Raw genomic sequence first — 18083 nt, forward strand, 5'->3', positions numbered from 1 at the left:
ATCTCATTCCTCCGTGCGTTGCTCGGCAGGCGTTTTTGCCTTGCCAAGACTGAATGTATAGATCAGATCCAGCGCCTGATTGGTGCCGGAGACGGCCTCCAGGTACAGACTCTGAATCAACTTGTAGCGAAGCGTCAGCTCGGCAATGGAGGAGAACATGCCAACGCCGTAGCTGACTTTCAAGCCATCGAACAGATAGCCGCTGACAACCACCTGGCTTGAATCCCCGGAGCCTGCGGTATCAAGGGTCAGATCCTGGATGCCAAAATTTTCGCCGAGCGAGCCGATCGCGCGCCCGCTTTGAGAGACCGACAGGCCAATCAGCGCCGAGGCGAGCGCATTGTCGCTGTCTCCCGAATCGTCCGGCGCCCGCCCTCGCAGCAGGTACGAAAGTGCGGCCGTCTCGTTCATTTCAGGGTCGGAAAACACCTGGATGTTGGGCTGGCTGGCACTGCCGGTGACCTGAAGGCCGACAATGATGTTGTCGTCCTCGATCGTGTCCGGGTCACGGATGGCCCTGAAATCCAGGTACGGCTCGGCAGGCGGCCCGTTGAAGGTAACCTTGCCCTTGCGAATGATCAGGTTCTGGCCGTAGGCCTTGAAGCGACCGCCACTGAGGTCAATGTCGCCCAAAAGCTGCAGCGTGCCGCGGCTTTGGCGCACCCTCAGCGTGCCGTTGAGGTTGGAGGCCAGACCGTAGGCGTTCAGAGTCACGTCATCGCCGATAAGGACATTGACGTTCACGTCGAGATCCATCCCCGCCTCTTCAAGAGCCTGCCCGGTAGCCCAGTCCGGAAGCTCACCCTGCTCAAGCGCCTGATCCGTCTGAGCGGCTTCCTCGCGGGTCAGGATCACTTCATCCTTGGACGGCGAGACCGCGGACGGCGGCAAGGCGTCGACCTCGATTCGGCCCCAAGGAATCCGCACGGTGCCTCCGATGGCCAGACGCTCGGGGGTGGCCTCCACCTGAAGATCCGGCGCGACACGAACACGCCCGTAAGCGGGAAGCGATGCCAGAAGCGGTTGGTCGGCGCCATCGAGCGTGACTCGGGCGTCCCAGTTGCCGCTTTCTGGCCAGCTCGCCTGCCCGCCCAGATCCCATGTAGCGTCGCCGGACGTCAGTGCGCCGTCGAGGGTGCCATGATCCCCCTGCAGGTTCAGCGCGACCCGGGCGTCGTCCAGTGCAACCGGAATATCCCGGCCGCTGACTCGAACCTGATCGAGCGTCAGCTGACCATTGAGTCGGGGCGCGATTGTCGAGCCTGACAACGCCACTCGCCCGTTGAGTTGCCCTTTCAGCGTATCGAGCTGGGCGGCCAGGGGCTGGTACGGCTCGAGCTGAAGCCGGTCGACCGTTAATGCCCCATCGAGGCTCCGCGCGCCCATCGGATCATCGACATTGACTTCGAGTCCGAGCTTGCCGGCCTCGGAGAGGTCAAGATCCAGGTCGGCACGCGCCCGGGATTGCGTGGCATCAAGACTCAATCGGGCCCGGGTTTGAGGCAATTGCCATGGGCTACCATCGGCGGCCTGGCCTTCAAGGTCCAGCGTGGAGCGAAGCTCGCCATCGGCCTGCCATCTCGTGGCCTGGTTCTGCCAGGCAAGATCGATGTTGCCAAGGGTGGTGCCGCTGGCCTGCCAGCCATCAGGCAGTGCGCTGTTGGCAACGCTCATGGGAATATCATTGAGCGAGAGCGTCATGGCGCCCTTGTCAGCACCAAGGTCGGCCGCCTCGGAAAGACACAGCGAGCCCCCTTGCTCACGCACGAGACAGAACGGTTCCAGGTGAGCCCGCGACTGATCAAGGCGCACGGTGGCGCGCAGCGGCTCATTGAGCGCAATTCGATCCCCGCGCGAAAGCGTTGTGCCAAGTTGATCGATCGTTGCGGTATAGCGCTGCTTGAGCTGATCGAAGCGCCCGGCCAGATGGCTCGACAGCGCATCGACTGCGTTATTGGGCCCGCCCTTGGCATCGAGTGCAAGCTGGTGGTCGCTCAGTCGGCCGTCGAGCGTCAGCGCAATGCTTGACCAGATTTGTGCGCCGGTTTGAAGCTCGTCAAGCGACAGGTCCACATCAAGTCGCGGGTCGGTCTTGCCGGAGCTGGTGGCTGACAGGCCCAGCTGACCGATCGAAAGGGTGTTGAAGGCCAGCGACCGCCCTTCAAGGCGCACCTTGGCGACCGGCTTTTCCGCGCTACCGGAAAGCGCAATGGTGCCATCGAGTCGGCCGGCGAGCGTTGGCAAAAGCGTACTCAGGTTCGGGGCATCGATGGTCGCGTCGAGGTTGTAGGTATCAGAAAGCGTCCCCTCGGCCCGGACACGGTTCGGGCCCTGGCGCAGGGCAAAGCGCTCGATGTCCCAGCGCATGTCACTGGTGCCGGAAAGCGCGGTATCGAGTTGGAACGGCCGATTTTGAACCGTACCCGTTAGCTTCAATCCCGGCATATCGACCGACCATGGGCCTTCTGGCTGCTGGGTAAATTCGACTTTGCCCTGACCGTTCAGGCTTCCTGAAACGGACGGCGTCAGGGCGCCAAGATTAAGCGAGGCGAGATCGAGTGTTGCGCGGGCAGCAATTCCCTCGGCCCACGAAAGGGTTCCCTCACTCGAAAGCCGACCCTTTGGTGTTTCAAGGCGAAGCGTCTGCCAGTCAAAAGAGGTTGCATTGCCGCTGCCCCGGGCATTGAGTGCCAGTGAGCTGACTTCCGGGCCTGCGCCTGTCCCGTCGATGGCAAGTCGGTAACCGTCCAGATCGCCGCTCAAACGGGCCGTGAGGGTATCCAGGGAATAGGTAGGCACCCCCTTGAACGGCCACTGGGTCTTCTGCGCGGTGAGATTTATATCAAACGGCAGGCGTGGGGCCAGCATATCGGCGTTGCCCTCCACGCTTGCCGTTACGTCGCCTTCGGCCTTGAGCACCAGCGAGGCCTTCGAGGCGTCGCCCGTAAGTGACAGCGCAAGACTCTGGCCGGTAAAGGGCGCTGCGTTGATTCGGCTGTCGAGGTCAAACGTCATCGGGTAGTTGTCAGAAAGAGTGATCTCACCGTTAAGGTCGAGTCGACCTTGCGGGGCTTCCAGGTGCGCACGCTCGAGTTTGATGTGGCTGTCGCGCGTTTGAACGGCAAGTTCCAGCGTCTCGATCGTCTGTGGGGTGTCGGGAGCACTCGTGATACGGGCATTTTTGACGGCCAGAAACGGTAGATCGATATCGACCGGCAGCACGATGCCTGGTAGGTCAATACGATCCGTCGATGGCTCCTGGTCCAGCGCCTTGAGCGGATTATCAATGGCGCTGCCCGTTTTGGCCGGCGCGGGCGCAGGATCGGTCGATGGCGTGACGGCGGTTGCGTCGTAAAACGGGTCGACAAGCTCGGTGCGGTCGATATGAATCGTATGGCCTTCAAACCGCAGCCCTGATGTGAAGCGTGCCCAACCAAGCCGCGCGCCGTTGGCAAGCGTCACGTTCAGCTGATCGACATCGAGATTACGAACCTCCAACGGAATGGGCGTCGAGATTCGCCCGCCGCCGTTCGATGCCTCTTCCGCCTCGGGTGCCTCGCCCGGTGCCGGCTTTAATGTGACGTCGATGTTTTGGCCGGTCAGATCATCGATGCACAGTGCGCCGCTGGTCAGGCAGTCGCTTGACCAATCAAGGCGCAGCGTATCCGCGCGCAGGCTAAGCCCTGCCGTATCAAGCGATGCTCCGGTCAGGGTCAGGTCGTCCAGCGGCGCACCCGAGACCGATTGATACTCGATCCAGCCTTTTGACTTGGCGTAACCCAGAAGCTGTTGGGTGCCCCACGGTGACAGCGCAAGCCCCAGGCAAAGACACACCAAGGCGACAAGGCTGATCAGTGTCCAGAAAACGCCCTTGAGTACCTTCTTCATCAGAATTCAGGCCCTATCGCAAAGTGAATATGTACGCCGGAGTCGTCTTCGTCCCCGAGGGGCTTGGCCAGGTCGAAGCGAATCGGGCCGACCGGTGAAATCCAGCGCACTCCGATGCCGGCGCTGTGTTTGATGTCGTTGGGCCACCATTTATTAAACGCGTTACCCGCATCGGTGAACACCGCACCCCACCAATCGCCGGTGATTCGGCGCTGGTATTCGGCGGTGCTGGTCAACAGATGTTGCCCGCCGAGCAGTTCGCCGTCGTCGTTTTCCGGAGAGAGGCTTTCGTAGTCGTAGCCGCGAAGGCTGTTGTCGCCGCCGGCAAAAAAGCGCAGCGACGGGGGAATCTGATCGAAGGTGTCGGTGGCTGTTGCGCCGACGGTCACGCGGCCGACAAAGCGATTGTCAGTGCCGAGACTCGTGATCCACTGCGAGCTGAGCCGTGTTCGAACAAACCGGGCATCGGAGCCCCAGGCCGGGTCCGAGACTTCAAACAGTGCGTCCTGGCGGTTGCCGTGCATGGGAAAGCGTTGATCGTCAACGGCCGTGCGACGCCAGCTGACGCCGGGGACCAGAAGATAGACCGTTGCGTCCTGGTCGGCCTGGGTAAAGTCTTCGCGGGTGGCTCGAACATAGACACGCTGATGCCAGCCGTTGGAGAACTTCCATTGGCGGGCAAGCGCGATCGAGCTTTCAAAGCTTCGGGTATCTTCGTTGTCGATCTTCTTGAGGCCGTAGGGAATTTCCCAGCTATCACGCAGGGGGTTGTCCAGCGGAATAGAATAAAGCCCTTCGAACACGGTTCGAGGCGCAGAGAGGTAGAGCGAATTATTCCAGCTGTCGCCACGGGAATTGACCCAGGGTTGATCCCAGCTGAAGCGAAACCGCGGGCCTACGTCGGTAGCGTAGCCGGCCCCGACTTCGAAGCGGTGTCGATCGGCGGGCACCAGATTGACGTCGATCGGTACCTGGGCCTCTTTGGGGGGCTGGACGGTACTGTCTTCGGTACTGTCTTGCGCGCCGGCGCCTGGCGGCTGCCCCAGCTCAGGGGTGCCCGGCGTGGCGATCGTTGTATCTTCTTCGGCGGTATCGAGTCTTGGGGCGACGGTGATGCTCTTGAACCACCCCATCTGGGACAGGCGCTGATTGTAGGTGGCCAGGTCGTTGGTTTCGTAATACTCGCCTTCATGAAACGGCATCATGGCCTTTAGGCGGTTTTCATCGATCTGGTTGCCGGAAATGGTGATGTCGCCATAGCGGTAGCGGGGGCCAGTGTCCATCGACAAGGCAACGTTGGCTTGGTGGGCCCAGGGGCGAATTTCGAGGCGATGGGTTACAAAGCGCGCGTTGAAGTAGCCACGCTGAAGCGCCATGTTCTGAAGCTTGGTCTTGAGCCCATCGTAATCGGCGTGATGAAGCGCCTTGCCCTTGCGCGCCTTGAGCGTACTGTCATCGATCAACTGCTTGAGCGCGTCATCATCGGCGCCAGCGCTGCTTAACTGGAGCCACAGGTGATTGAGCTTCACAGGCCTTCCAGGCGTTACCCGCACGGTGACGTCGTCACGGTTTTCAAGGGTGATGTCGAGTTCGGCCGAGTAGTAACCGAACGCGTGCAGCGCCTTTTGTGATTTATCGGCCACCTCCGCCTTGTAGCTTTCAAGGCGCGCGTTTTCAGGAATGGAGATCGGCGCCAGAAAATTGGCGATGTTGGTGGCCGGTTCCCCGTCGATGCCCTCGACCGAGGCATCGAGTGCGTACGCTGAAGCCGGTAGCAGCGACAAAGCGAGTACGGCCGGGCCGGCGTATCTTCCCCACAGTGCTGATGACGTCCTGGTCATGTGTTGTCCGTTCTTGTCTTGATTTTTTTGTTGACTTGATTGATTTATTGAAGCCTGTTGACTTCGGTAATGAGCTGGGCAACGCGGCCGCTCAACTGGCGGCGGCTGTCGTCCAGCCGATCCAGACGCGATTTAATGACATCAAGATCGCCGTTCGGCCCTTCATTGGCCGCCCGAAGCGCAGTAATGTCCGAGGACTGAGCATCGAGCTGGCTTGAAAGCTGAGCCATGGCCTTTTTCTGTTGGGCCAGGTCCTTTTGAAGTTGTGCCAGCTCATCCGGCGCCTTTTGGCCGTTTTCAAGCTCGTTCAGACGGCGCTCGAGACTATCGAGCTGTTTGGAAAGAACCTCCTGACGCTTGAGCCCTGCCTTTAACTCATCGAGTGAGGCACCTTGCTGCGTTTGCCCTTCCTGCACGCGATCAATACGCTCACGCTGTGACGTCTGGGCTGCGGTTATGGCGTCCTGCTGATTTTTGAGCGTTGTAAGTGTTTGGGTATATTGGTCGAGTCGCGCCGATTGCGCCTCATTTTGCGTTTCAAGCCGAGCGCGCTCGCCCTGAGCATGCTCTTCCGCAGCCGCCACGTTGGAAGCCGAGGCAAACTGCTTATGCTGAGCACCGAGCGCCTCGACGTCCTGTTCGAGCTGGGCCGTGATACCAGCCTGTTGTTCAAGCTTTTTAGACTGCGCGCGCATGCGGGTGATCACGTTTTCGGCATCGGTATCGGTATCGGAACTCTCGCCGAGGGCACTTTGCAGTGCGTCAAGCTGTGCCCGGGTTTCTTTAAGCTGGTGGTGTTGGTAATAGAAGCCGCCGGCCGCGCTTAAGGTGACAAGGCCCAGCATGGCCCAGAGCAGAGCCTGTTTCGACGTCGGTGCGGCTGAGGCACCATCGCGAGACGGTTTGCGCGCTGACGATGTGTTCGAAGACGTTTTATCGTTGGGGTCGGGCACTATTTGCATGTCTATTCCGTCGTGATTCGGCGGCCGGGCAAGGACAGATCAGGTGTTGTCTGTCAGATCAACTACAAAGACAAGACTAACACGCCTCAGTTTGCCATTCAGGCTGACATGGACTTAAAAAAACGGGCTCCCAAGGGAGCCCGTTTTTGATTTCCACCACACGCTACCGTGGGTCGGCGCGACGGCCGATACCCCGGTAAATGAAGCCCTTGTCGGCTACATAGGCGGGGTCATAGATATTGCGCCCATCAAGAATGAGCGGCGTTTTGAGCAGAGTGCTCAAGCGCTGCCATTCCGGGTTCCAATACCCTTTCCATTCGGTGACAAGCAGAAGTGCTTCTGCACCGTCACACGCTTCATAGGCACTGTTGGAAAGTGTCAAAAGCGGATGGTCACCGAAGAACTCCTTGAGCCGAGGCAGTGCCATCGGATCGTGAACCTGCACCTTGACGCCCTGGGCGAACAGCGCCTGCATTAACGCGATTGACGGCGCGTTGTCGATACTCGCCGTGTGAGGCTTGAACGAGGCGCCCCAGATGGCAACTGTCTTACCGACAAGCTGCCCTTCGTAGTGCTGCCAGAGCTTCCTGAACAGGGTTTCCTTCTTGTGCTCGTTGATGTCGAGCACTTGCTGCATGAGCTGGGAATCCCTGCCCTTTTCCGCCTGAATCTCTGAAAGGCGCGTCAGATGCTGGGCGAAGTTCGGGCCACCGAAGCCGCACCCTGGGTAAAGGTACTGATGCCCGATGCGAGGGTCGGCGCCCATGCCCCGTCGCACCACTTCAACGTCGACGTTCATCGTATCGGCAAGGCTTGCCAGCTCGTTCATGTAACTGATACGCGTTGCCAGCATGCCGATGATCGCGAGCTTGGTGAACTCGGCGGCCTTGCAGGGCATCAACTGGAATGAGTCTTCGCGCCGGTTGAAGGCGCGCAGCAGTTCACGGATCTGCTTGATGGCAAACTCGTCATCACTGCCCAGAAGGATGCGGGTCGGCCGGGTGAACATGGCCATCGCCCGCCCTTCTTCCAGCATGTCAGGCAGCGCAACACAGGACTGGCCCGGCCGAGTAAACAGATTCGACAGTGTTTCCGTGTACCCGATCGGGAACGTGCTGTTGTTGACGATGACGAACTCGCCCTTCTCCTTGGCAAGTACGGTCTGAACCCAGTCTCGGGCGTAGTCGTACTTGTCGGGATCGAGCGCGAGCCAATAGATGTTGGCCCGGGGCAGCCCGCTCTGCTTGTCGCAAATGGTGAGCGACCCCTGGGCGCGCGCCTGATCGAGCTGGGTCTTGAGACCCGGCTCGCTGTTCAGCCACTCGCTTTCCTCGAGCCGTTCAAAGGGCGTGTCGGGGTGCGGCCACCAATGTACACGGTGGCCAACCATGGAAAGCGCGGTCGCGGCGGTGGCCGCACTCAACGTACTTCCGTGTACAACGACTTGCATGATTATCCCTCTTGGCTATAGCGGGTCAGAAGTTCACGGAATCCTTCGCCGAATTTCGGATGGCGCTTGGCAAAGGACAGCGTGGCTTCCAGGTAGCCTAGCTGATGACCGCAATCGTAGGTATCGCCCTGCATGCGATACGCCGCTACGTCGCTTTCTCCACGAAGCGCGTCGATGGCGTCGGTCAGCTGAATTTCGTTGCCTGCACCCGGCTTGGTTTCGGCAAGCAGCGGGAAAATGCGGCCCGGCAGAAGGTAACGGCCGATGACGGCAAGGGTAGACGGCTCTTCACCGGTGGCCGGTTTTTCGACCATGCCGGTGATCTTGGCGCTCTGACCCGGAGACGGCGCATCGCCTTCGAGGGCAACGATGCCATACTTGTAAGCGACTTCCTGCGGAACGCTTTCAACCATGATCTGCGCCTGACCGGTTGCGTCATAGGCTTCGATCATGCCGCGAAGGTCGTTCTTGTCGCGACCGTCACAGTCGACGAGAACGTCCGGCAGAAGGACCGCGAACGGCTCTTCATCGCCGATGACAGAACGTGCGCAGGCGACAGCGTGACCGAGGCCGAGGGCCTGATGCTGGCGAACGCTGATGATGGACACGTCGCTTGGGACAATGTTGCGTACTTCATCGAGCAGCTCGTCTTTGCCTTTGGCTTCGAGCTGGTTTTCGAGCTCAAAGTGCGTGTCGAAATGGTTTTCGATCGCTGACTTGGTGGCATGTGTAACGAGAATGATCTCTTTGATGCCTGCTTCGACCGCTTCCTGAACGACGTACTGGATCACCGGCTTGTCGACGATGGTGATCATTTCCTTTGGAATGGCCTTGGAGGCAGGCAGACAACGAGTACCAAAACCGGCGACGGGCAAGACTGCTTTACGGATCATTCCTTGGTCCTTTATTTGATTGGGGGTGGCAACATATCAGACCGATCATGACATGTCTGTGCGTAACTGGGTTTAAACTTTAACATGGTTTTCGATTTTTTCCCGACACGGCGCCTCGATGACCCCCTGCTCGGTAACGAGCGCATCGATCAGTGTATGAGGCGTAATATCGAAGGCCGGATTGAAGGCGCGGATGCCGTCTGGCGCGATCCGCGTGCTGCCTTGGTAGAACAATTCGTCTTCCGAGCGTGTCTCGATTGGAATGTGTGACCCATCCGGAATCGAGAGATCGAACGTGCTGATCGGTGCTGCGACCATAACGCGCATGCCGTGATGGCGAGCCGCGATGGCAAGCGTGTAGGTGCCGATCTTGTTGGCAACGTCTCCGTTGGCAGCGATGCGATCAGCACCGACAATGAGCCACCGGGTTTTGCCGCTTGAAAAGGTCAGCCCTGCAGCGCCTTCGGTTTGAAGCGCCATTGAAATGCCGGCCTGTTGAAGCTCCCAGGCGGTCAGACGAGCGCCCTGCATCCAGGGGCGGGTTTCATTGACCACCACATGGTCGATTACCCCTTGAGACCATGCAGTCTGTATGATGCCGAGCGCCGTTCCATGGCCACCGGTTGCAAGTGCCCCGGTGTTGCAATGCGTCATCACGGCAAAGGGGGTGGGTTCCTGCTGCGCCAGAAAGGCGGCGCCGTGCTCGGCCAGCGCGAGGTTGTTTTCGATGTCTTCTCGATGAATCGTCTCGGCTTCGTGCACAAGGGCATCGATGGCGGGCAGCGGTGCTGAATGCTTTTTAAGTACGCCAAGCATTCGATCGATGGCCCATTGAAGATTGACTGCCGTCGGCCGTGACTGAGCCAAGCGAGCACAGTCATCGATGATCGGATCGATCGTGGAGGCCGCCCGGTGAGCGATGGCCGAGAGGACAACGCCGTAGGCCGCCGCGATCCCGATGGCCGGCGCCCCACGAACCACCATGGTTTGAATGGCCTCGTTGACCTGATCAACGTGCGTACATTCGAGCCAGTGTGTGTCGACGGGCAGCGCCCTTTGATCGAGCAGCCAGAGTGTATCGCCCTGCCAATCGATGGCGCTGTTAAGCGGTGTGGACATAGAAGACGAGTTCCTGAAAAAGAAAGACAGATGTGCAAGCGATTAGGCGCCTGTACCTGACCCCGGCCAGTCTAACCGCTAGAATAGAGTTCCATCTTACAAGGAGCCTATATACGATGTCTTCGCCCCAGTCGATCCAGTTATTGCTCGAATGTCGGTGGGTCCTGCCAATGACGGACGACCAGCCTGTACTTGAACATCAGGCGATCGCAATCGATCAAGGGCGCATCATCGATCTAGGCCCCATCGATCAGATCGCGCCAAGATACTGCGCCGAGACGCACCACCGACTGACCGAGCATGCCGTGCTGCCGGGGTTTGTCAATGCGCACAATCATGCCGGCATGAGCCTTTTGCGTGGCTACGCCGATGACCTTCCGCTGATGACCTGGCTCAATGAGCACATCTGGCCGGCGGAGGCCCGCTTCATGCAAGGCGAGTTTGTTGCCGATGGCACGCGGCTGGCAATGGCGGAAATGATCCGCTCCGGAACCACCACGTTCTCCGACATGTACCTGGCCCCGGAAGACGTAGTTGAGCCGATCGTGGCCTCCGGCATGCGCGCGCAGCTTTGCACGCCCTTGATCGACTTCGAAATCCCCTGGTCAAAAAATTTCAGCCATGGGCTCGATAAGACCCGGGCACTAATGGATCAGGTGGCTTCTCATGACACGTTGACCCTCGCCTTCGGCCCCCACGCGCCCTATACGGTGAGCGATGACAGCCTGGCAATGCTTTACAAGGCGCAGCAATCGCTGGGGCTTCCGATTCAGATGCACGTGCACGAAACCGCCGATGAAATCGAGCAGGAGCGAGCCAAGACCGGCCGTCGCCCTCTTTCGAGACTGGCCTCGGCAGGGCTGCTCGGCCCAAATTTTCAGGCAGTACACATGACGCAACTCGACGCCTCGGACATGGCGCTTGTGGCCGAGTCAAACACGTCGATCATTCACTGCCCCCAGTCGAATCTGAAACTGGCAAGCGGCATGTGTCCGGTCACGGAGCTTCGTGCTCAAGGTACGGTGGTCGGCCTTGGCACCGACGGTGCGTGCAGCAACAACGATCTGGATATGTTCGATGAAATGAAAACGGCAGCGCTTCTTGCCAAGGGAATAAGCCGAAACGCGCAGTCCCTGCCGGCGATGGACGCGCTTGCCATGGCGACCCGTGAAAGCGCGCGCGCGATCGGATTGGGCGATCGCGTCGGTCAGCTGAAGCCCGGTTTCGAGGCCGATCTGATGGCGGTCGATTTGAACGCACTCAATACCCTCCCCGTTCACCATCCGGAATCGGCGCTGGTGTATGCGGTCAATAGCCGTCAGGTCACCCACGTCTGGGTCAAGGGGTCACCGCTTTTAAGCGATGGTCGATTAACCCGCATCGATGAAGCGGCCCTGATGGATACCGTCGAGGTTCGACGCAACGAAATGAGCAAGGAAGGCACGGCATGACAACGCAGACAGAGAATGTGGATCGCGCTGAAATCGACAAGTTTGAAGCGCTGGCGGAACGCTGGTGGGACCGAGACGGTGAATTCAAGCCGCTTCATGACATCAATCCGCTCCGGCTCGATTACATCGACCAGCGTGCGCATCTGATTGGTAAAACCGTTGTGGATATCGGCTGCGGGGGTGGTCTTCTAAGCGAGGCCATGGCCTATCGCGGTGCACAGGTGACCGGCATCGACATGGGAGAGGCGCCGCTTGCGGTCGCACGACTTCACCAGGAAGAAAGTGGCATCAACGTTGATTACCGCTGTATCAGTGCCGAAAAGCTTGCTGATGAACACGCCGGTACGTTCGATGTCGTCACGTGCATGGAGATGCTTGAGCATGTGCCTGAACCGGCAAGCGTGATCGAGGCCTGCGCGCGCCTGGTCAAGCCGGGTGGGCATGTGTTCTTCTCGACCATCAATCGACATCCGAAGGCGTACGCCCTGGCGGTGGTCGGTGCCGAATATGTGTTAGGGCTTCTGCCCAAGGGCACCCATGATTACAAGAAGTTCATCCGGCCATCAGAAATGGCGCGCTGGGCACGCCAGGCCGGGCTCTCTCCGCAGGATTTGACCGGGATGCAGTACAACCCGTTGACCCGAGGCTACCGTCTGTCGCCGAACGATTTGAAGGTCAACTACTTTGCTCATTTCCGCAAGGAAGAGACCGCCTCATGACGCTGCCGACCCCTGCAGCAATTCTGTTCGACCTCGACGGCACGCTTGTCGATACCGCGCCTGATCTGGCGCGGGCCACCAATCGGTTGCGAAAACACTATGGTCGCCCTGCGCTGGATGAAACAACGATCCGGCGCGAGGTCTCTCACGGTGGCAGTGCGCTGGTGACACTTGCGCTCGATATGCCCATTGATCACCCGGAGCACGATGCCTGTCGGACACAGCTTCTGGAATTCTATGGCGAGGATGTGGCCGTTGATAGTCGGCTCTTCGACGGTTTTGCCGATCTGGTGCAGGCGTTCAAGCGGCGTGCCGTGCCTTGGGGAATCGTTACCAATAAGCCCCGACAGTTTGCGATGCCCCTGCTTGAGGCACTGAATGTACAGCCTGATGTCCTGCTGTGCGCGGATGATCTTCCCGTGAAAAAACCCGATCCTACGCCGCTACTGGTTGCGGCCGAGCGGCTCGGCGTGTCACCAAGTGCGTGCTGGTATCTGGGCGATCATGAGCGTGATGTCGATGCCGCTCGACGCGCCGGCATGGTGGCGATTGCAGTGGGTTACGGCTATCTGCGAGATGAAGATGATCCAGCCTCGTGGTTGGCGGATCTTTTGTTTGATACGCCAGCCGATGCCACCAAGGCACTTCGAGCACAGCTGGGTCTTTAGACGCAAATGCGTTCAAAAGGATGAGCCGTTTGAAAGCCATCATGCCCAAAGGGGAAAAGCGGCGTGTCGCCGCTTTTCTCAGCGCATCTGATCGATGAAGTTCTGCGACTTGGTCGCTGCACCGGAATTGGGGTAGTCGCTAACGACTTGCTTCAATAGCGCCATGGCCTTGGAGCCATTACCTAGCCGAGCCTCGACCAAGCCCAGGCGATACATCGCATCGGGCACCTTGCTGCTGTTGCTGTACTTGTCGAGTACCGTCTGAAACGCACCGGCTGATTTACTCAGCTGCGACTTGGCTGCGTAGGACTCGCCGAGCCAATAATAGGCGTTGGCATTCAGATTCGACTCCGGATAGCTCGCAGTGAATTTCTCAAAGGCATCGATTGCCTCGTCGAACTTGCGGCTTTGAACGTTCGAAAATGCGTCCTGATAGGCCTGCTGCGCGCCGTCATTACCCGTTGCTGCGGTGCTTGACCCCTGGCGAGCCGCCGTTGAGATCGGATCGTTATCCTCGTTCGAGCTCGCCTGATTCGACGTCGACGCACTTTGGCTATCGGCGTTGGACAGACGCTGCTCGAGATCCATATAACGTTTCTGGGACAACTCTTTCTGCTCTTGGAGCTGATGTTTCAGCTCTTCGATCTGCCCGCGCAGCGCATTGATATCCTGCTGCTGGCTTTGAAGCTGATTAAATGTAGACAGGCCGCCGGAGCTGATGCCGGTCTGATCGTAGAGGGAGTTCGATTGTGCGGCGAGTGCTGGGGAGAGCCCCGCAACGGACAGCGGGAGCATTAAAGCTCCCGCGCCGCACAGTCTTTTCAGACTGTAGTTCATGCAATACTCCGCGTCTTAGTAGTCAAAGACGACACGACGGTTCTCGGCGTAGGCAGACTCGGAGTGCCCTTCAACTGCCGGACGCTCTTCGCCGTAGCTTACGACTTCGATCTGTGAAGCAGAAACGCCCTGCATGACCAGGTACTGCTTGACAGCATTGGCACGGCGCTCGCCAAGCGCCAGGTTGTATTCGCGGGTGCCACGCTCATCGGCGTAACCCTGCAGAACAACGCTTGCACTCTGATTGGCTTTCAGATACGCCGCGTGGCCGTTAAGGACCTGCTCGTACTTGGACTGGATAGTTTCCTGGTCAAACTCGAAGTAGATGGTCATGACGTCCGGCATCTGGACGTTCATGTTCTGACCGCTGTTCATGCCCTGGCTGGATGTGCCAGACGTCATGCCATCGGTATCCATGGTGCCACTTCCTGTGCCGTCTTGCGTGCCACCACCGCTGGAGCAGCCGGCGATTACTGCAAATGAAAGTGCGGCTGCCAGAGTTTTGGCTGTCGTGGTGAACTGCATAGGACTCTCCTTGCTCTTTAAAAGTACAACAAATACTAGCTTAGCGTTTTAGTCCGTAAAGGGCGACCACGCCGGTTCACGGACATTCCCTTTTGTCGATGGAATCACGAATTCCGCTTTCCCATCGTCTGACACCAAGCCGAGAACTCCTTGAGTTCCCCGCTGAGTGGCATATTCCACCATTGTCCCGTTCGGTGCAATGGTCGGTGCCTCGTCCCAGCGTGTTTTTGTAAGCACTGTAACACGGCCTGTTTCAAGGCTTTGTTTTGCAACGTGATAGCCACTGTCATCACGAGTAACCATGAAGATGTTCTTGCCATCAGGCCCATAGTGGCCGCCGGCATTGTAGGCACCTGTGAAGGTTTTGCGGCTGACCTGACCACTGCCGAGGGTGTATTCGTAGAGCTGTGGTCCACCGCTGCGGTCGGAAGTGAAGAGGATGTGCTGACCATCCGGAGACCAGCTTGGCTCGGTATTGATCGCGCTCGAATTGGTTAGCCGCGTCAGTGAACGATCGGCAAGGTTCATGACATAGATTTCAGGATGCCCGCTTTTTGAAAGCGACATGGCCAGACGACGCCCATCCGGTGACCATGCCGGTGCGCCATTGATGCCCTTGAACGACGTCAACTTGATGCGTTTGCCACTGGTAAGCTGCTGAACGTAAATGGCCGGTCGACCGCCTTCGAATGAGACATAGGCCAGCTTTTTGCCATCGGGAGACCACGCCGGCGATAGAATTGGCTCGTTGGAACTCAAGACCTGGCGAGCGTTGTAGCCATCATAGTCTGAAACGTTCAAGGTAAACTGCATGTTCTGGTCGGTGCCGGTTGCACTGACGTAGGCGATCTGCGTCGAAAATGCGCCACGAACATCCGTGATCTTCTTGTAGATTTGATCGGCGATGAAGTGCGCGCCTGCGCGTAGCTGATCCCTGGAGGCGCTGACGTACTGACCCAGTACACGTTTTTGCCCCAGCACATCATGCAGTTCGAAGCTGATCTTGTAGCCATTGCCTTCTGGCGTCATCTTGCCGACCACCACATAGTTGGCATTGATCATCTTCCAGTCGCTGTAGTTGAGGGTGTCCCCCGCGCCTGGCAGTGAAATCAGATCCTTGCGGTCGATCGGATCGAAGCGGCCGCTGTGCTCGAGGTCATCGGCAACGACCTGGGCAACATCGGTGCCGGGGGATGTGCCCTCACCCTTGAACGGAACGACCGCAATTGGAATCGCTTGATCATTACCCTTGGTAATTTCGATGGTCAGGTCATTGGCCGCCATGGCCGTCCTGGCGGCAAGCGCCAGGACGATAAAGGCCAGCGCGGCTCGTAGCATTTGTCTCATCAGCGCACATCCTCCGGATTGAACAGCAGATTGAACTCTCTGAATTGTGTTTGTTGGGCGGGCGACAGCTGTTGCAGCTCCTTGAACGGTGCCGCCTGTTGCACCGCGCGGATCGCCGATTGATCGAACGCCGCATTGCCGCTACTGCGTGTTACTCGAACATCGACCAGCTCACCGGTCGGCAACAGTTTAAGTGTAAGCGTTGCCTTGATGTCCGGGCTCAGATTATCGGGTTGACGCCACGCCTGCTCAACATAGCGCCGGACCAGATTCTTGAAGCCATTGGCAGCCTCCTGCGCCTGTTTGGCGTTGGAAATGGACTGTTTCTCATCGCTTACGGCACTGCCGAACGCATCCTGGCTCGCTGCGGCGGCAGCGGCGGCCAGCTTTTTCTGACGCTCGGCTTCTTTCTGAGCTGCGGCCTTTTTCTTGGCCTCTGCTTCAGCTTTCTTCTTGGCCTCTGCTTCGGCTTTCTTCTTGGCCTCTGCTTCGGCTTTCTTCTTGGCCTCTGCTTCAGCTTTCTTCTTGGCCTCTGCTTCGGCTTTCTTCTTGGCCTCTGCTTCGGCTTTCTTCTTGGCCTCTGCTTCAGCTTTTTGCTTGGCGGCTGCTTCGGCCTTTTGCTTGGCGGCTGCTTCGGCCTTTTGCTTGGCGGCTGCATCAGCCTTTTGCTTGGCCTCTGCTTCAGCTTTCTTCTTGGCCTCTGCTTCAGCTTTCTTCTTGGCCTCTGCTTCGGCTTTCTTCTTGGCCTCTGCTTCGGCCTTTTGCTTGGCGGCTGCTTCGGCCTTTTGCTTGGCCTCTGCTTCAGCTTTTTGCTTGGCGGCTGCTTCGGCCTTTTGCTTGGCGGCTGCTTCGGCCTTTTGCTTGGCGGCTGCTTCAGCCTTTTGCTTGGCCTCTGCTTCAGCTTGCTTCAGGTCAACCTGATCGTCACTTGGGGTGGTCTCAGCAGGCTCTGGTGCGGCCGTCTCTTTCTCTGGGGTCGGTGCTTCGGACTGTTTTTCCGGCGCGTCGGGCATGGCCGTTCCCTTGGCCTCAGAAGGTCGCTGAGGCTTGTCAGTGGCGGTTTCCATTTGAACGAGGCGCGCATTGACGATGGCATTGGAGCTTTCGTCAGGCTTCTTTTCCGGCCAGGTCATCAGAGTAAGGCCAAGAATGCCGCCATGGAGCGCCAGCGCAAGAGCCAGAGGCAGGCCATAGCCGGGCGGGCGTGAATGATAAGCCATCGTGTGTTCCTAGTTCGCGCTGGGCGGATCGGAAATCAGACCGACATTTGGCACACCTGCGCCCTGTAACGTGCTCATGAGCGTAACGATCTGCCCATAGGTCGCGTTGGTGTCTCCGCGCACCATGACCGGTGTCTTTGGGTTGCGAGTGACGATCTTGACCACTTGATCGCCGATTTCATCAAGCTCGATCGGCTTTTCGTGATCATCGCCCAGGTTGATGTAGTACTGCCCGGCCTTGTCGACCGAGACAATGACCGGGTCCGCCTGGTTTTCGATCGGCTCGGAACTGACCTTCGGCAACTCGACATCGACTCCTTGATTCATCATCGGGGCGGTAATCATGAAGATGATCAAAAGCACCAGCATGACATCGATGAACGGGACAACATTGATCTCGCTCGAAAGCTTGCGACGTTTTCGTCGATTGTAGGGGCCCTGCATGATCAGTGCTCCTTGCTCTTCTCATCCTGTTCACGCGATTGAACATTTCGGTGCAGGATGGAATGAAATTCCTCGGCAAAATCTTCAAGGCGGCCCATCTGCCGATCGCTTTTGGTGGTCAGCCGGTTGTAGAAGATAACGGCCGGGATGGCGGCGAACAGGCCCATGGCGGTGGCGACGAGCGCCTCGGCAATCCACGGTGCGACTGTTGCAAGCGTTGCCTGCTGAGCGTTACCCAGCGCCTGGAAGGAGCCCATGATGCCCCATACCGTGCCGAAAAGGCCGATGTAGGGGCTGGACGAGCTGATCGTTGCAAGGATCGGCAAGTGCTGATTGAGCCGCTCTTCTTCTCTTGAAAGCGCAACACGCATGGCGCGTTGAACGCCATCCAGCACCGCCTGATTGCTTCGGGCTTTTGGCATCAGTCGATTGAATTCGCGAAAGCCTGCACGAAAGACGTGGGCCGCACCGGTGGCACCTTCTGATGGAACTTCGCGATAAAGCTCATTGAGATCCACACCGGACCAGAACCGGGTTTCGAATTTGGTGTATTCCTTTTCCTCGCGCCGCAGACCGAAGCTTTTTTGAAAGATGAGCACCCAGGACAGAATGGAGGCAGCAAGCAGGATCAACATCACCACCTGGACAATCAGGCTGGCGTGAAGAAAGAGCGATACAATGGACATCGAATCGTTCACGGAAATTCCTCGTAACTCGGA

At 58.5% G+C, this 18083-nt stretch carries 15 protein-coding genes; 3 read left to right on the plus strand and 12 right to left on the minus strand.

Annotation, left to right across the window (positions count from 1 at the left end):
* Positions 1-3: 3 nt before the first annotated feature.
* The 6 genes from tamB to mtnA form a co-directional block, all read right to left on the minus strand.
* Entirely contained in the window at positions 4-3888 is a 3885-nt protein-coding gene (gene tamB, locus NAT23_RS02365; RefSeq protein ID WP_251925128.1) for an autotransporter assembly complex protein TamB, read from the minus strand.
* The gene (gene tamA / locus NAT23_RS02370; RefSeq protein ID WP_251925130.1) at positions 3888-5729 is read right to left on the minus strand and encodes an autotransporter assembly complex protein TamA; all 1842 of its coding nucleotides are present in this window, start codon (positions 5727-5729) and stop codon (positions 3888-3890) included. The genes tamB and tamA overlap by 1 nt, the downstream gene beginning before the upstream one ends.
* Before the next feature lie 44 nt (positions 5730-5773).
* Positions 5774-6691 carry a hypothetical protein gene (locus NAT23_RS02375; protein WP_251925133.1) on the minus strand — a complete coding sequence of 306 codons (918 nt, stop codon included), beginning with the start codon at positions 6689-6691 and terminating at the stop codon, positions 5774-5776.
* Positions 6692-6854: 163 nt separating this feature from the next.
* Complete coding sequence (locus NAT23_RS02380) at positions 6855-8141, minus strand: nucleotide sugar dehydrogenase (RefSeq protein WP_251925134.1); 1287 nt, start codon at positions 8139-8141, stop codon at positions 6855-6857.
* A gap of 2 nt (positions 8142-8143) precedes the next feature.
* On the minus strand, positions 8144-9034 hold the full coding sequence (galU, locus tag NAT23_RS02385) for a UTP--glucose-1-phosphate uridylyltransferase GalU (protein ID WP_251590027.1): 891 nt from the start codon (positions 9032-9034) through the stop codon (positions 8144-8146).
* A 72-nt stretch (positions 9035-9106) separates the two neighbouring features.
* Positions 9107-10153 (minus strand): S-methyl-5-thioribose-1-phosphate isomerase, encoded by a 1047-nt coding sequence (gene mtnA, locus NAT23_RS02390; protein ID WP_251925136.1) that lies wholly within the window; start codon positions 10151-10153, stop codon positions 9107-9109.
* Between the two features lie 116 nt (positions 10154-10269).
* On the opposite strand from mtnA, the gene NAT23_RS02395 reads away from it, so the two are divergent.
* From NAT23_RS02395 to NAT23_RS02405, 3 genes are read left to right on the plus strand one after another with little or no spacing between them, the layout of a single operon-like run.
* Positions 10270-11604 carry a TRZ/ATZ family hydrolase gene (locus NAT23_RS02395; RefSeq protein ID WP_251925138.1) on the plus strand — a complete coding sequence of 445 codons (1335 nt, stop codon included), beginning with the start codon at positions 10270-10272 and terminating at the stop codon, positions 11602-11604.
* The gene (gene ubiG / locus NAT23_RS02400; protein ID WP_251925140.1) at positions 11601-12323 is read left to right on the plus strand and encodes a bifunctional 2-polyprenyl-6-hydroxyphenol methylase/3-demethylubiquinol 3-O-methyltransferase UbiG; all 723 of its coding nucleotides are present in this window, start codon (positions 11601-11603) and stop codon (positions 12321-12323) included. The genes NAT23_RS02395 and ubiG overlap by 4 nt, the downstream gene beginning before the upstream one ends.
* Complete coding sequence (locus NAT23_RS02405) at positions 12320-12991, plus strand: HAD-IA family hydrolase (RefSeq protein WP_251925143.1); 672 nt, start codon at positions 12320-12322, stop codon at positions 12989-12991. Before ubiG ends, NAT23_RS02405 begins: the two co-directional genes overlap by 4 nt.
* 78 nt (positions 12992-13069) lie before the next feature.
* Here the strand turns inward: NAT23_RS02405 and ybgF are convergent, their stop codons facing one another.
* The 6 genes from ybgF to tolQ are packed head-to-tail and all read right to left on the minus strand — an operon-like array spanning position 13070 to position 18050.
* The gene (gene ybgF, locus NAT23_RS02410) at positions 13070-13786 is read right to left on the minus strand and encodes a tol-pal system protein YbgF (protein WP_251925145.1); all 717 of its coding nucleotides are present in this window, start codon (positions 13784-13786) and stop codon (positions 13070-13072) included.
* A gap of 57 nt (positions 13787-13843) precedes the next feature.
* Positions 13844-14353 (minus strand): peptidoglycan-associated lipoprotein Pal, encoded by a 510-nt coding sequence (pal, locus tag NAT23_RS02415; RefSeq protein WP_251590033.1) that lies wholly within the window; start codon positions 14351-14353, stop codon positions 13844-13846.
* Positions 14354-14401: 48 nt separating this feature from the next.
* A complete protein-coding gene (tolB, locus tag NAT23_RS02420; protein ID WP_251925147.1) occupies positions 14402-15700 on the minus strand; it encodes a Tol-Pal system beta propeller repeat protein TolB in 1299 nt (432 codons plus the stop codon).
* Positions 15700-16920, minus strand: coding sequence for a cell envelope integrity protein TolA (gene tolA / locus NAT23_RS02425; protein WP_251925150.1), 1221 nt, complete (start codon positions 16918-16920; stop codon positions 15700-15702). The genes tolB and tolA overlap by 1 nt, the downstream gene beginning before the upstream one ends.
* Positions 16921-16929: 9 nt before the next feature.
* Positions 16930-17364 carry a protein TolR gene (tolR, locus tag NAT23_RS02430; RefSeq protein WP_251590037.1) on the minus strand — a complete coding sequence of 145 codons (435 nt, stop codon included), beginning with the start codon at positions 17362-17364 and terminating at the stop codon, positions 16930-16932.
* A gap of 2 nt (positions 17365-17366) precedes the next feature.
* Positions 17367-18050 carry a protein TolQ gene (gene tolQ / locus NAT23_RS02435; RefSeq protein WP_285836022.1) on the minus strand — a complete coding sequence of 228 codons (684 nt, stop codon included), beginning with the start codon at positions 18048-18050 and terminating at the stop codon, positions 17367-17369.
* Between the last annotated feature and the right edge of the window lie 33 nt (positions 18051-18083).

Origin of the sequence: Larsenimonas salina (genome assembly GCF_023736155.1) — a bacterium.
Classification (GTDB): domain Bacteria; phylum Pseudomonadota; class Gammaproteobacteria; order Pseudomonadales; family Halomonadaceae; genus Larsenimonas; species Larsenimonas salina.

What these genes read in the sequence shown, in the direction of transcription:
- tamB (WP_251925128.1), bottom strand. Translation starts at nt 3,888, where the DNA reads ATGAAGAAGGTACTCAAGGGCGTTTTCTGGACACTGATCAGCCTTGTC.
- tamA (WP_251925130.1), bottom strand. Translation starts at nt 5,729, where the DNA reads ATGACCAGGACGTCATCAGCACTGTGGGGAAGATACGCCGGCCCGGCC.
- NAT23_RS02375 (WP_251925133.1), bottom strand. Translation starts at nt 6,691, where the DNA reads ATGCAAATAGTGCCCGACCCCAACGATAAAACGTCTTCGAACACATCG.
- NAT23_RS02380 (WP_251925134.1), bottom strand. Translation starts at nt 8,141, where the DNA reads ATGCAAGTCGTTGTACACGGAAGTACGTTGAGTGCGGCCACCGCCGCG.
- galU (WP_251590027.1), bottom strand. Translation starts at nt 9,034, where the DNA reads ATGATCCGTAAAGCAGTCTTGCCCGTCGCCGGTTTTGGTACTCGTTGT.
- mtnA (WP_251925136.1), bottom strand. Translation starts at nt 10,153, where the DNA reads ATGTCCACACCGCTTAACAGCGCCATCGATTGGCAGGGCGATACACTC.
- NAT23_RS02395 (WP_251925138.1), top strand. Translation starts at nt 10,270, where the DNA reads ATGTCTTCGCCCCAGTCGATCCAGTTATTGCTCGAATGTCGGTGGGTC.
- ubiG (WP_251925140.1), top strand. Translation starts at nt 11,601, where the DNA reads ATGACAACGCAGACAGAGAATGTGGATCGCGCTGAAATCGACAAGTTT.
- NAT23_RS02405 (WP_251925143.1), top strand. Translation starts at nt 12,320, where the DNA reads ATGACGCTGCCGACCCCTGCAGCAATTCTGTTCGACCTCGACGGCACG.
- ybgF (WP_251925145.1), bottom strand. Translation starts at nt 13,786, where the DNA reads ATGCTCCCGCTGTCCGTTGCGGGGCTCTCCCCAGCACTCGCCGCACAA.
- pal (WP_251590033.1), bottom strand. Translation starts at nt 14,353, where the DNA reads ATGCAGTTCACCACGACAGCCAAAACTCTGGCAGCCGCACTTTCATTT.
- tolB (WP_251925147.1), bottom strand. Translation starts at nt 15,700, where the DNA reads ATGAGACAAATGCTACGAGCCGCGCTGGCCTTTATCGTCCTGGCGCTT.
- tolA (WP_251925150.1), bottom strand. Translation starts at nt 16,920, where the DNA reads ATGGCTTATCATTCACGCCCGCCCGGCTATGGCCTGCCTCTGGCTCTT.
- tolR (WP_251590037.1), bottom strand. Translation starts at nt 17,364, where the DNA reads ATGCAGGGCCCCTACAATCGACGAAAACGTCGCAAGCTTTCGAGCGAG.
- tolQ (WP_285836022.1), bottom strand. Translation starts at nt 18,050, where the DNA reads ATGTCCATTGTATCGCTCTTTCTTCACGCCAGCCTGATTGTCCAGGTG.